Annotated in this window: 14 protein-coding genes; 10 read left to right on the plus strand and 4 right to left on the minus strand. The window is 51.3% G+C overall.

The window, feature by feature from the left end:
* Positions 1 to 73: 73 nt before the first annotated feature.
* The 4 genes from AC5JO6_RS14255 (at position 74) to AC5JO6_RS14270 (ending at position 2,040) form a co-directional block, all read left to right on the plus strand.
* Positions 74 to 244 carry a hypothetical protein gene (locus AC5JO6_RS14255; protein WP_496081731.1) on the plus strand — a complete coding sequence of 57 codons (171 nt, stop codon included), beginning with the start codon at positions 74 to 76 and terminating at the stop codon, positions 242 to 244.
* Between the two features lie 367 nt (positions 245 to 611).
* Complete coding sequence (locus AC5JO6_RS14260) at positions 612 to 848, plus strand: hypothetical protein (RefSeq protein ID WP_496081732.1); 237 nt, start codon at positions 612 to 614, stop codon at positions 846 to 848.
* 63 nt (positions 849 to 911) lie between these two features.
* A complete protein-coding gene (locus AC5JO6_RS14265) occupies positions 912 to 1,178 on the plus strand; it encodes a hypothetical protein (protein WP_496081733.1) in 267 nt (88 codons plus the stop codon).
* A 112-nt stretch (positions 1,179 to 1,290) separates the two neighbouring features.
* The gene (locus AC5JO6_RS14270; RefSeq protein ID WP_496081734.1) at positions 1,291 to 2,040 is read left to right on the plus strand and encodes an SDR family oxidoreductase; all 750 of its coding nucleotides are present in this window, start codon (positions 1,291 to 1,293) and stop codon (positions 2,038 to 2,040) included.
* Between the two features lie 372 nt (positions 2,041 to 2,412).
* On the opposite strand, the gene AC5JO6_RS14275 is transcribed toward AC5JO6_RS14270, so the two are convergent.
* The 3 genes from AC5JO6_RS14275 to AC5JO6_RS14285 all read right to left on the minus strand — a co-directional run bounded on the left by AC5JO6_RS14275 (position 2,413) and on the right by AC5JO6_RS14285 (position 4,771).
* A complete protein-coding gene (locus AC5JO6_RS14275) occupies positions 2,413 to 3,300 on the minus strand; it encodes a DUF3598 family protein (protein WP_496081735.1) in 888 nt (295 codons plus the stop codon).
* A gap of 116 nt (positions 3,301 to 3,416) precedes the next feature.
* Positions 3,417 to 4,319 carry a cell division protein FtsX gene (locus tag AC5JO6_RS14280; protein WP_496081736.1) on the minus strand — a complete coding sequence of 301 codons (903 nt, stop codon included), beginning with the start codon at positions 4,317 to 4,319 and terminating at the stop codon, positions 3,417 to 3,419.
* Between the two features lie 32 nt (positions 4,320 to 4,351).
* The gene (locus AC5JO6_RS14285) at positions 4,352 to 4,771 is read right to left on the minus strand and encodes an ArsR/SmtB family transcription factor (RefSeq protein WP_496081737.1); all 420 of its coding nucleotides are present in this window, start codon (positions 4,769 to 4,771) and stop codon (positions 4,352 to 4,354) included.
* Between the two features lie 486 nt (positions 4,772 to 5,257).
* On the opposite strand from AC5JO6_RS14285, the gene AC5JO6_RS14290 reads away from it, so the two are divergent.
* The 6 genes from AC5JO6_RS14290 to AC5JO6_RS14315 all read left to right on the plus strand — a co-directional run bounded on the left by AC5JO6_RS14290 (position 5,258) and on the right by AC5JO6_RS14315 (position 11,065).
* Positions 5,258 to 6,238, plus strand: a complete 981-nt coding sequence (locus tag AC5JO6_RS14290) for an SDR family oxidoreductase (RefSeq protein ID WP_496081738.1) — start codon at positions 5,258 to 5,260, stop codon at positions 6,236 to 6,238.
* Between the two features lie 70 nt (positions 6,239 to 6,308).
* Entirely contained in the window at positions 6,309 to 7,226 is a 918-nt protein-coding gene (locus AC5JO6_RS14295; RefSeq protein ID WP_496081783.1) for an NAD(+) kinase, read from the plus strand.
* A gap of 115 nt (positions 7,227 to 7,341) precedes the next feature.
* Positions 7,342 to 8,037, plus strand: coding sequence for a response regulator transcription factor NblR (nblR, locus tag AC5JO6_RS14300; RefSeq protein ID WP_496081739.1), 696 nt, complete (start codon positions 7,342 to 7,344; stop codon positions 8,035 to 8,037).
* A 143-nt stretch (positions 8,038 to 8,180) separates the two neighbouring features.
* A complete protein-coding gene (locus AC5JO6_RS14305; protein WP_496081740.1) occupies positions 8,181 to 8,756 on the plus strand; it encodes a DUF192 domain-containing protein in 576 nt (191 codons plus the stop codon).
* Between the two features lie 625 nt (positions 8,757 to 9,381).
* Positions 9,382 to 9,576, plus strand: a complete 195-nt coding sequence (locus tag AC5JO6_RS14310) for a DUF2949 domain-containing protein (RefSeq protein WP_496081741.1) — start codon at positions 9,382 to 9,384, stop codon at positions 9,574 to 9,576.
* 361 nt (positions 9,577 to 9,937) lie between these two features.
* A complete protein-coding gene (locus AC5JO6_RS14315) occupies positions 9,938 to 11,065 on the plus strand; it encodes a hypothetical protein (protein WP_496081742.1) in 1,128 nt (375 codons plus the stop codon).
* Between the two features lie 105 nt (positions 11,066 to 11,170).
* On the opposite strand, the gene AC5JO6_RS14320 is transcribed toward AC5JO6_RS14315, so the two are convergent.
* Positions 11,171 to 13,453 (minus strand): FdhF/YdeP family oxidoreductase, encoded by a 2,283-nt coding sequence (locus AC5JO6_RS14320; RefSeq protein ID WP_496081743.1) that lies wholly within the window; start codon positions 13,451 to 13,453, stop codon positions 11,171 to 11,173.
* Between the last annotated feature and the right edge of the window lie 22 nt (positions 13,454 to 13,475).

Below are 13,475 nucleotides of genomic sequence, written 5' to 3' on the forward strand. Positions count from 1 at the left end.
AAACCAGTCTCAGCTTTTCTTGTGTCAATTTCTGTTCGTCGAACTCACGTTAATAAAGATGGGAGAGTCTTGAATGAACATCCGGAGACTCATTTACGACTATCCAGAACTCATTCACCCACACCAAAGACTCATTCACGGGCATTCCATACTCATTAATGAACCTCTACTACTCATTCGCCAGTGTCTGAACCTCATTGACCAGTATCCTCAACCTCATTACCGAGTATCCGAGACGCATTAAATGGTCTTTGACAGAACGCAAAGAAGAGCAGACCAACGACAGCGTGCTGAATCGCACACCTGATTCAGTCTTTAGAGAGGCTCACAAAACGGACATGGATGGCATAGTGAGAAGAAGTTAATCAGGGTCAGCCACCAACTCAAAACTGTGTCCTATTCAACTGAAAGGCGCGGTTGTAAGGACGAATATAGGAGATACGGGAGTCCACACGGCTCAACAAGTAGATACGGATCAAGTAGCACAACCTGTCTTAAGTGATGCTTGATACATTCTCAAATCAGTATCGACACATGAAGTTTGAGTCGAGAAGCAAGCTTAAATCAGAAAACCGTGCAATTATAAAGAAAAGCTTAAGAGGTTCAGATGTATGGTCACTCCCAACATGATGCGACAGCTTTGGGCTTTGGTGGAGTCTACTCAGGTAACCACCCTGCTGCAATTTGAAGATTCTGACCTGGTGCAGTTTCTCGTCAAACGGTTTCGAGCGCAGCAGTCGATCGATGCTCAAGACGCTAGAAACCTCGATACCTACATTCAGTCCAAGCTGCCGCTCATTCGTGACCTTGCTGCCGACAGAAACTCTGTCAACCAGGGAAGTCATTAACACTGAGTATCAACCTAGCCCTCACAATTTGCTTCACCGACCGTAGCTCAAGGGCACAACGCTATGAATAACTGGTTAGGCATTGCCTTGACGGCTTATGTGATTGGAGCCGCGATCGAGGGTGTGAATGCAGCCAGCCAGCTATCACACTCGTCCTTTGATGCCGTTGATCGGGCTGAAACCAACGCTTCAGAGTCAGCCGATCCACCACAGAGAAAGTGGCAAGTTTTTACCGCGATCGCAGCCGTTAGTCTCTGCGGTGCCTTTCTTTGGCCCTGTCGCTTAATTCACCGATCCATTAAGGATGTGCAGACATGCCATGACGAATGAGCAAACCACTATTCTGCTAAAGGCTTAACCGCTCAACAAACATAATTATCTTGCTCAATAGCTTAACGATTGTTACAGTGCTTCTAAAGCGAAGTCGAGCAGAACAATCGTGATGGATACGCCAAAAAGAATTGCGCTGGTAACAGGCAGCCACAAGGGATTGGGCTACGCGATCGCTCGCAAATTAGGTCAACAAGACGGTATTCAGGTCATTGTGACCAGTCGCAAGGAACAAGACGGTCTGAGTGCGCAACAACGCCTAGCAACAGAAGGGATCGAGGTGGATTATCACCCTTTGGATGTCACCAACGACTTTAGCGTTCAACAGTTAACAGAATGGGTGCAGCAAACCTATAGCAAAGTCGATGTTCTGGTCAATAACGCAGGTGTTAACCCTACAATGCAGCCCGAAGAAGCAAGTCTGCTCACGGTGCAGCTAGAAACCATGCTGGAAACCCTGACAACGAACGTGCTAGCAGTGGCTCGGATCACGCAGGCACTCTTACCGTTCATGCAGGCACAGAATTACGGGCGTATTGTAAACGTCTCGACTGAAATGGCTTCTCTGACGACGATCGACAGCGACTACTATCCCCTTGCGCCCTCGTATCGACTGTCTAAAGTTGGACTGAATGGCTTCACCGTACTCCTAGCAAAAGAGCTTCAGGGCACCAACATTTTAGTCAACTCGTACTCGCCTGGCTGGATGCAGACTGATATGGGCGGCTCAGAGGCACCGTTCACAGCAGACGAAGGTGCTGAAACGGCTGTTTACCTAGCAACCTTGCCAGAACACGGCGCACAAGGTAAATTCTTTGCCGAAATGCGGAAGTTTGGCGGACCGATCGCGCTTGCATGGTAGAAACGCTTTTCCTTTGCTTGTCGCAATTGCCTCAGCAAACTTAAAAAGACGCTCTACATGCGGAGTGCTATACGTTAATGCCTGAGGTACTTGATGTCAAATAAGTCTTAACTGATTAGAAGTTGTACAGAAATAACAGCAGGGTCTGTAGCCGTTAGCTGATCGCTGATCCAAAAGTGTGCAGTTATTTTTTAGCAAGCTCACGCGATGTGCAACTAATTCGCCCTCATCCCCACCCTTCTCCCTGAGGAGAAGGGCTTCCAGACCGTTCCGGTTCCCTCTCCCATCGGGAGAGGGCTAAGGGTGAGGGCAGTTTTGGCAGGCATTGCAGGAAAGTCGTACATCGCGTAAGCTCTTACTCTTTTGTCCTGCTTACGCTTTACCGCTGTGCTCGTTTTGCCCAGTCAGCTTTCGCTCAATCACTAAAGTCAGGCTGACCCACTCCCCCTTTTGGTTGTAACTACGAATCATCCGTTGACGTTGATCAGGCTGAAGGAGCCAGCCAACCTCTAAAAAGAAAGGGTTTCCGGTTTTGATATAAACGGGGCAGGTTGATGATGCGCCATCTGGCAGCAGTAGCACTTGCACAGGCAACGAACCCTGATTGAACTCTAAGCAAGACCCGTTCACGATCGCGGTCGAGCGCACCGTTGTCCCAGCCCCTTCACCAAACGTCAGTTGCTGTACAACCTGATTTGCACCACTACGGCTGATTTGTAATTGGGTCGGGTATGAGGTCGGCGATCGCAAATCGGGATACACCGTGACGGCTTCCCCATGCCACTCGCCTAGTAGATCGTTCAGCGTCAACGGCGGACGCTCGGCAGTATGACTCCCAGCAAGTTTTTCACGAATAAGCGTGAGCTGGGCAAGTTGGCTCTGGGGATCAAAAAGCTGCACTAACCGTAAGCGTCGATCGCCTGCAATCAACCCCAGCTCAGCCCCAAATTCTGAAAAGGGAGCAAACTGCATGGAGCCTTGCGAAAATGCGCCATCCTCAAAAAACAAGATGCCTCGACCGAGAGAGCTGTAAACCAGGACTTTTTCGTCGATCGGCTCACTTGCTAGAGACGCGTCAGTTACGTCTGTTGACGGTGCATAGCGCTGAATCGTTTGACGAATCGTTTGATTGTCATCCAACCCTGCTAGCGTCACGATCGTCGGCGTATCTTCGCGTAACTCCCCCGCAGGCGAAAAGCGTGTAAACGATCCCTGCCATTCACCCAAATTTTGTAGTAGATAGTGCCATTGGGATTGCATAGTGAGGAGTGAGAGGTGTAGCTTGCTTCCGCTTTGCCGTGATGTCAGAAAAAGGTAGCTGTCAGGAGTCAGAATAACCTCAACACTTTATCCTTTAGCCCTCATCCTTTATCCTTTCATTTAGTTGCAATCCGTCGCACAGCGAACAGGCTACCCATCACACCAACGGAACCGCCGAACCCCAGCAGAATCAGAGGTAGAAGAATCACCCGCAGGGGACTGATTTGCACTCCGTTAGCCAGAAACTGAACGAATTCGGGCTGTTGAGCGAGTAGGCTATTGAGAAAGTGCTGAATGCTGCTGATGAGTCCCCACGACAGCACAGCGCCTGCCAGCCCGAACGTTACTCCTTGCAGGATGAATGGCAGGTAGATCCAGCTAGTTGTTGCACCGACTAGCTGCATGACTTCGATTTCGCGTTTGCGCGACATGACGATGAGGCGAATGGTCGTAGTGATGACGGCGATCGCCGTCAGCGTTAACAATGTCGTCACCGTGAGGCTAATCCAACTTAAGCCCCGGTTGAGTTGACTGACGCGCTGTACTGCTTCATCCACATACTGCACTTCGTCAACGCCCTCTACCTTTGAGAGCACTTGGGCAACGGTGGGTACATCCTGCGGCGATCGGGCTTTCACCTTAAGCTGATCGACGAGAGGGTTGCCGTCCAGTTGCTTGGTTGCACCGTTAATATCCGACACGCCCAAATCCTTCACCAGTGCTGTCCAAGCGACCTCTTTGGAAACAGCCTGCGCTTCTGCAACTCCCGGTATAGCAGTGACGATCGGCTTCAGCGTTTCTGCCTGTACGCCAGTATCCAGATAAACTGATACCTCCAACTGGCTGCCAAACTGGTTCAGTAAGCCTTCCAGTTGCCACGAGGCTTGAAGGCTGACACCAAACAAAAACAGCAACACCGTTACAGTGCTGATAGCTGCCCAATTCATCCAGCCACCCCGGCGCAAACCCAGTAACGTTTCACGGAGTAAGTAATCTAGCTTGGTCAGAAATTGAAACACGCACGCTCCCTCAATGTACGCTGCCTCGCTATCTATTCGTCTTCATCAAGATGCTCTGCAACCTCGCGGTAAAGGTTGAGGACGTGGCTATCTTTGAGACAATAAAACACATTGCGACCCTGCTTACGGTAGCTGACCAGGCGCATCGCTCGCAAGGCGCGTAGCTGATGCGAAACCGCTGATTCGGTCATTTTGACGGCGGCTGCCAAATCACAGACACACAGCTCCTGCATTGCTAACGCCGACAGAATACGGAGGCGGTTTGCATCTCCCAGTAGGCTAAAGAACTCTGCCATGCGCTGCGCTTTTTCGACGCTGAGCAGGTTGCGGTGCAACTGACGCACATTGGCAAGGTCAACCGGATGCTGAACGGTACAGTTAAGAGCTTCCTCTATTAACTGCGGAGATTCAGTTGCAAGCTGATTTGCAGCAGTGGGTTCAAGGTGAGGCATGGCTAAACCACTTTAAGGAAAAGGAGTACACCGCGATCGTTCTAGAGGCGATCGCGCTGATCACAAACAACTCAATGCTCATGTAACGGACGCTCTAGCGCATAGAAGCAGGGCATTTGCTCATTCAATGGGTTAAAAAACCGCAAGCGAGTCTCAAGCCCCTAAATCATAAGGCAGGTTCACCTGGAATAGACAGTTTTATTGGGAGCGATCGGCGATTAGGCAGAAGCAAGCGGTATCTTCGCCCTTGATGCCCACCCTCGTACCAGCAATTGCTTACGAAGATCAACACTCTTGCCAACTTTCATTTCAGCCTCTCAGTAACGCACTACGCGCGATCGACGTTGTAAGACTGCCATTAAGTAGGTTAAAGTCAACCAAGTCAGGCAATTGTCCCATGCGACTCGCTCCGCTGATGGCAGTTCGATCGATGAGCAATTTCTGATAAAATCTTATAAAAAGTTAAGAATTAGCTACTACTCCCTCATGAACCTATTAATTGTGGGTGCCACTGGCACGTTAGGAAGACAGATAACCCGTCGCACCTTGGATGAGGGCTACAAGGTTCGCTGTTTAGTCCGCAGCGTCAAAAAAGCAGGCTTTTTAAAGGAATGGGGAGCAGAGCTAGTCACTGGTGACCTGTGCGTACCAGAAACGTTGCAGCCAGCACTAGACGGTATTGACGCTGTCATCGATGCCGCAACAACACGAGCAACCGATTCACTTAACGTTAAGCAGGTTGACTGGGAAGGCAACGTCAATCTGATTCAGGCAGCGAAAGCAGCAAACGTCAAACGCTTCGTTTTCTTTTCGATTCTGGATGCCGAAAAATATCCTGAAGTGCCGTTAATGGAAGTCAAGCGCTGTGCCGAACTCTTTCTGGTAGAGTCGGGGCTGAACTATACCATTCTTCGTCCTTGCGGCTTTTTGCAGGGGTTGATTGGGCAATACGCCATTCCAGTGCTCGAAGGACAGGCGGTTTGGGTTATGGGCGATACGTCGCCAACGGCTTATATGGATACGCAGGATGTAGCTAAATTCGCCATTCAGGCGCTGAAAGTGCCAGAGACAGAGAATAAAACGTTTCCAGTTGTTGGGTCGCGTGCCTGGGGCGCGTATGAAATCATTCGCTTGTGTGAGCGGCTATCCGGTCGGGAGGCGAAGATTACGCGGATGCCGATCGGTCTCATGCGAACAGTACGACGCATCACACGCTTCTTTCAGTGGACATGGAATATCTCCGATCGCCTTGCCTTTGCCGAAGTGGTATCTGCGGGTAAACCCCTGACCGCACCAATGGATGAGGTTTACAGTGTATTCCAGCTTGATGCAAGCGAGACGACGACCCTAGAGGCTTATCTGCAAGATTACTTCAGCCGCATTCTCAAAAAGCTGAAGGAGCTTGACTACGAAAAATCAAAAGGGAAGAAAAAGAACGACAAGCAGCGAACTTACCCTAGATTTTAGAGTATCCAGGTAGCCTGCTCAAAATGGTATAGTCCCTAATACCCCATTGCCCCTCAGCCGAGCCTTCGTCGTGCCCAAAGCTGGCATTATTTACAACGACATTAAGCCCGTGGCTTGTCGGACTGCCGAAGAAGTGAAAGACAAGCTAGTCGCGTGTGGCTGGCAAGTTTTTCTGGCGACGGGTTCTGGCGGCATTCTGGGCTACTCCGACCCACAAGGTCCGGTTTGCCATATGCCGATCGACTACCTGAATCCACCGGGGTTCGATCGCGACATGACGTTTGCGATCGTCCTGGGCGGCGATGGCACCGTTTTGTCTGCCTTCCGGCAAGTCGCCCCTTACAACATTCCTCTGCTCACCGTGAACACAGGACACATGGGCTTTCTCACGGAGACCTATCTAAACCAACTGCCACTGGCACTTGAGGGCATTCTAGCGAACGAGTACGAAATTGAAGAACGGGCAATGCTCCGGGTGCAGGTGCTTCGTGAGGAGGAAATGCTGTGGGAGGCACTTTGCCTGAATGAAATGGTCATCCACCGAGAGCCATTGACCAGCATGTGCCACTTTGAGGTCAAAATTGGTCATCATGCTCCGGTCGATATTGCAGCCGATGGACTGATCGTTTCAACACCTACAGGCTCGACGGCTTACTCGCTTTCGGCAGGTGGTCCAGTCGTTACACCCGGTGTGCCTGTCCTCCAGTTGGTACCCATCTGCCCTCATTCGCTGGCATCACGGGCACTCGTCTTTGCCGATACTGAAACGGTCACCATTTTCCCCGCTACACCCAATCGAATGGTGATGGTGGTGGATGGTAACGGCGGCTGCTACGCGCTTCCAGAAGATCGGGTGCGGATTGAGCGATCGCAATATCATGCCCGGTTTATTCGGCTGCGATCGCCAGAGTTTTTTCATCTTCTGCGCGAAAAGCTTGGCTGGGGGCTGCCGCACGTTGCCAAACCGACATCGGTAGAGTTACCCTGAACGAAAATCTTGCTGAGACGTGTTACAACAGAGGGGATAGTCACTAAGCATTTATTCCTAGTGACATTCTTGCAAACTCGGCTATCGTGTGATTGCCATCGTTCCCCAACTGCGTATGAATAGCGTTCTGCCTGACTCAACCCCCTGCGTGCTGCTGGTTGAAACCGATGAAGCACTGGCTAACCACGTCAGCCTTGACTTAAAGGAATCTGGTTACGACATCGTGATGGCACCGGATGCGATCGGTGGGCTGCGTCAAGCAACAGAGCTACAACCATCGCTGATTGTGGTCGATCGCATGTTGTCTGGCGAATCGGGTCTGTGGTTTTGCAACCGCCTGCGTTCGTTGGGCAGTCGCACACCCGTTTTGCTGATGATGGCGCGCGATGGTGTAGACGATCGCGTCGCTTGCCTGGAGTCTGGTGCGGATGATTACTTCCTCAAGCCGTATCGGACAGAAGAATTTCTCAGACTGGTGCGCCTATACCTGCAACCCGATAATCCAACCAGTGAACGGTTGCGCTTCGGCGATTTGATGTTGGATCTGACCACTCGTCGTGCGCTACGAAATGGACGGGCGATCGACCTGACAATGAAAGAATTTGAGCTCCTCAAATATCTCATGGAGCATCCCCGCGAAGTCCTAACACGCGAGCAAATTTTGGAAAACGTGTGGGGCTATGATTTTGTTGGCGAGTCAAACGTGATCGAAGTTTACGTTCGCTACTTGCGCTTAAAAATTGAGGATGAAGGTGAAAAGCGCCTGATCCAAACGGTTCGCGGTGTCGGCTATGTCATGCGAGAGGCGTGAGCCTTCAAGATGGGAACTCAACTGTCACTTCTAGAGACTAGGGAAAAGGTGTGGCGGTCTGTAGAGATATGCAGGTAACGTTCCTACAGATGCAGTCATGGCTCTCGAATAGCACGCGAAAAAACAGCACGTGAAGTTAAACCATGAAACAAGGTAGCGATCGCCCAAGCAAATCATTGCGATGGTCTCCTGTAAGACGTTTAACAGGGCTTTTGCTGGTCGGGCTACTGCTTGGTTGCTCCTCATCCATCCCGGCAGCGTCTTCTCACTCTGGGGCATCTCCCGCCTCAGAATCCTCAGTTACCAGCCCATCCGCGACCATGCAAGCCAATAATCCTGGTCAAACGCTGCCACTCTCGGCTCAAATCACGGTTGCTAACCAGATTATCCAGCTCGAAGTGGCAAGCACGATGGAGCAACAGGCAATCGGACTCATGAACCGCACAGAACTGGCAGACGATCGGGGTATGGTGTTTTCGTTTGAGCCACCCCGTCGGGTTGCTTTCTGGATGAAAAACACCCTGATTCCGTTGGATATGGTTTTTCTGTTGAAGGGCAAAGTGCAGGCAATCTCTAGCAATGTTCCGCCTTGCAAGGCTGACCCATGCCCCACATACGGTCCTAATGCGCTAGTTGATCAAGTCATTGAGCTGCGTGCTGGACGATCGCTCGAATTAGGTCTAAAACAAGGCGATCGGATCACGCTGCAAAAGCGGTAGTTTGATGGTACATTTGTTCTTAAATTTACATATCTTCTAACGCTCTTCGTTTTTTCCAGCGTCGGGATACGATCATCTTTCGGCGGATAGAGTTGGGCTTTGAACGCTCTCGCTATTCTTACCAGCTAAGGATTGCGCTCAGCCGCTTAGCTAAACGTTCGGTTTTCGAGCAGCGATGGGGCTACAGTGAGACTTTAGTGGTGTGTCGGGCTGGTGTGAGCAAAAATGAGCCGACTGCTGAAGGCATTTAAACTGTTGGCACCGATGCGGTATGAAAGCGGTAAAGCACTAAATCAACTGCACTGAATCTAATCGCCTTGAGAGCTGGCACGACTACTGGTTTAGCAATTCATTCTGCGGTAAGTGAAAAAGCTGAAACAGATTGTAGCGGTACGCAGAAACTCTGTAAATTCGCAGATGCCTGTTGCTACCAAGCCTGCTTAAGTAGGCATTAGTAAGGCATATAACGAAACGCAGTAGAGCACAAACAGTTCCTGATCGCTTCCCATCTGACGCAAACTACATAGTCAACCAAAAAACATGTAGACAGATTAAAGACTGGTTGACAGCCTTCTCAGCAGACTGTTCCTCAATTCACAATAGTGTCTTAGTCAGGAGGCGCACAATGACGGCACCGACAACTTACTCTCGTTTCATTCGGTTTCTCCAGGAAGACCTGGCAATTTCGGCGGCTTCAATGGCGATCGCCCTCCGCCACCGAGAGCACGATCCTGGACCGTTGCCTATGATTCTTTGGCAGTATGGCTTGGTGACCCTTGAGCAGTTAGATCAAATCTACGATTGGCTTGAGCAAGCATGAGCGCTCGATCGCTGCTTCAAGCGTACAGGGACATTCAAGTACTGCTCTTGGAGGCGGTGACTAGGCGACAGTTTTGGCAGCATCTGGTTGTGGGAGAGCGGACTAAGCATAGTCCGCTCTCTTGTTTTGTAGCGTCAGCCATATCCCTCATTGGGCTTAGGTGCTGCCTCTTGTATACTTGCCGTTAAGGGTATGCATCCACCCCGCACTCTATAGGTCTGACTAGAATCTTCGAGAGACTGATTAAATCGGGAAGCTTGCGGGCAAACCGATGTCTGCCAGCGAATGCTGAACTGATTGAGAGTAATGAGTGCAGGCTGGTTCTAGCCAACCGCCGATGAAATAGTGTAACCTCCAGAAGATGAAGAAAGGACTGTACTTCCGGTTAGTTGGGATCGTGCTGTTGCTGGCGCTACCGATTGGGGTGGGAGTGTGGGCTGTAAATTCGCTACGGTTTCAGCAGCTCTCTGGTTGCCTGTCGCTGGTAGAAGGCGAAGCGCAAGCCGATGACTCTGTGGCAGCGTCGCTGTATTGTGCTCAAGCGAGTGCGAGTCAGCAAACGATCGATAGCCTCTCAGAAGCTATCCGCATGGCGCGTCTGGTACCCTCAGATCATCCCCTGGCAGCACAGAGCGATCGCCTGGTGGAACAAGCGTCCCAAAAACTGCTGGAATTGGCTGAAAACTCCTTTCAAGGCGGCAACCTGGAGGAGGCGATCGGAACCGCTCGGCGCATTCCAGCTACAACAGCAATGTACAAAACTGCCGATGAGCGCATCGAAGTCTGGCAGTCAGCGTGGGATAGGGCACAGTCGATTTACAGTGACGCAGCGGCAGCGGCTGAGCGTGACCAATGGGATCAAGCCTTTGAGAAAGCGAGAGAACTGCGGCAACTGGGCAATCGACACTGGGACAGCGATCGCTATCAGGAATTAGTCCAGAAAATTCAGGAAGCGAAAGAAGGAAAAGCAGCCCAGGCAAAAGCCGAACGCGAGAGCCAAAAAGCATCGCAAGCACGGTTTACGGCTCAGCCAGACATCATGTCAAACTGGCAAAAAGATCAGGAACGAGAAGCAACTGCTAATCTCAACCGCGCCCGGAAACTGGCGGGTGCTGGCACTGCCGACGGTCTTCGTGCTGCCACCGATGCCGCTGGAATGGTGCTTTACGGCACACCTCAATACGAGGAGGCACAGCGCTTAGTTGATCGCTGGACTCATCAAGCGCAAGAACTTGAAGACCGTCCTTACCTGACTCGCGCCATTCAGTTAGCCAACAAAGGGGATATGTCGTCTCTGCAAGCGGCGATCGCGGAAGCAAGTAACGTCAGCTTTGGCAGCGTACTCTATCAAGAAGCACAAGACAAAATTGGTCAATGGACAGACGCAATTCAAAAGCTGCATTCGCAGGCGTATGCCGAACAGGCAGGCAGGAGTCGGATCAGTCCTGCCAATTACGCCATCCCGCCTGTGAAAACAACCGCACCGTAGTGCAACTCTGGTAAATTGGCTTCATTAACTCAGTAAGTCGATCGCTTGATTGACAGAGGCGAAATTCAGCGATCGCAACCATTTACCAATGGTTCTCCCTCTCACTCAAGCAACCGCGCTGTCGGCATAAACGAAAACAGGGACGCGCTTGTAAGCGGGTGTGCCCGATCGTGTTTCGATTCGTGCCTTGAAGATCACATTTACTTCCGGGTAAAACATCACTGCTGCACCCGGACGCACCGCACCGTAGATGACCTCCACGTTTTCTAGCTTGCCCGCATCGCCCTGCACCGTAACGCGCTGATGTGCCTGTAGCCCTACACCTTCAGCATCCACCCGATTCATGAGAATGCAGTTGCGGTGCGGCATCCCTCGGTAGTGGTCGCCAATTTTGTAGACTACTGTGTTGTGCTGTGAGTAGCTGCGTCCGGTCATGAGTGCTAACGCAACTCCGGGCGTTGATGCTGGTACGCCAAGGTCTTGGGGTTGAGGCAACGTGAGCTTAGGCAGAGGCGTGACGAACATGGAGGCTTTTCCCGATGGCGTGGCAAACGTCGGTTCGGTAAAGATGCGTCCACCGATCGTAAACTCTTCGTTCGTGTCGTCGATCGCCCCAATCTTCTCGTAGCCTGGAATCGTTTGAGCGATCAGTTGACGGACGTATTTGGTGTCCTGTAGTTTGCGCCAGTCTACCGGATCGTCTCCTAGAATGCGATGGGCGATCGTCGTGAGAAACTCCACCTCCGAAACGAGGTCGGCATCCTTGAGATGGGTTTTGCCTGTATCGTTCAGACGCACAAAGTTGTTGCCCGATTCTACCGTTGTTTTATGAGGATTCTCAAAACGGTTCAGTACAGGAATGACGATCGTGTTGTGCTTTGCCAATCCACTGAAATGTCCCAGATTTGGCTTTGTAGCGACATAGATGACAGTTTCAATGTTGCCGATCGCCCGTTTTGCTTGCGTTGAATCTGGGTTCGCTGCGTACAGATTGCCGCCCAGACAGAGTAATGTATCGACCTTACCTGCATCCGCCGCTTCGATTAGATCGCGGGTATGATAGCCCTGCACCTTACTGAGCGGTCGTCCCAACAGTTTTTCGAGCGCTTGCTGAATTTCCTTTCTCAGCTTGACAGTCACGCCCATTGACCCGAAGCCCTGGACGTTGGAATGTCCTCGCACGGGCATAGTGCCTGCCCCTTCTTTCCCAGCATTTCCCGTCATGAGAGCCGTGTTTGCAATGCTGAAGACGTTGTCAACCCCATTCACATGCTGTGTGATGCCCATTGCCCAACCGAAGACCACTCGTTCTGACGTGCCAATGATTTTGGCAGCAGCTTCGATCTCTGGTTGCGATACGCCGCAGGTTTCGGTGATAGTGTCCCACGATGTCGATCGCGCCTGGTCTACCACCGCTTCCCACCCTTCAGTATGCGCTTTCAGATAGTCTTCTTTGACTAAGCCTTGCTCAAGCAGAGACTTTTGAATGCCCGTAAACAGCGCTACATCGCTACCTGGAATCGGTTGCAGATAGAGAGAGGAAATTTCGGCACCTTGAATCAGACTGGTTGGGAAGGCAGGTGAACCAAATTTGACTAGCCCGACTTCCATCATGGGGTTGATGACGATGATTTTGGCACCCTTTTCGCGCAGTTTAATCAACTCATTCATCAAGCGCGGATGGTTATAGGAAGAGTTCGCGCCTGCCAGCACGACACAATCTGCCTTCTTCAAATTTTCCAGGCTGACCATTGACGTGTTGGTGCCAAACATCTGCTTCAGCCCGGTAGTAGAAGGGGCGTGGCAAAGATCAGAACAGTCTGCGAGGTTATTTGACCCCATCGCCCGAATCATCAGTTGCAATAAATACGCCGCTTCGTTAGACGATCGCCCGGAGCTGTAGGATGCCACTCGCTCTGGTGCTTTGCGGAAGGCAGTTTCAGCGATCGCGTAAACCTCGTCCCATGAAAGGCGTTCGTAATGCGACGTACCAGCCCGCAGAATGACCGGAAAGCTCCATCGTCCAAGCCGATCGGCTTCCATTGATGTCAGCGTTTGCAGTTCACTGATGCTGTGCTTTTCAAAGAATTGCGGGGCGATCGCAGGCTTGAGTTCCGACGAAATCGCCTCGACGCTTTTCATACAACGCTGAAGCTTTTCACCCTCTTCGTTGGTAAAACCTCCTTTTTGCCCACCAGTACCCCAGGAGCAGGAGAGGCAGGCACTATGATGCAGCAACGTTTCCCAGAGCTTGGGACCTTCTGGCGATAGGGTATGCGTAGCCCAGTACTGAATAACCGACGGACCACCACCGATCGCAGGCGTTTCGTCATTCGTTTCATGAAACGGCGGCACGGGCTGAATATCCTGTTGCGTCTCTGCATCCATCGATCGAACCTCTGCTTAGAAC

The organism is Tildeniella sp., assembly GCF_059505325.1.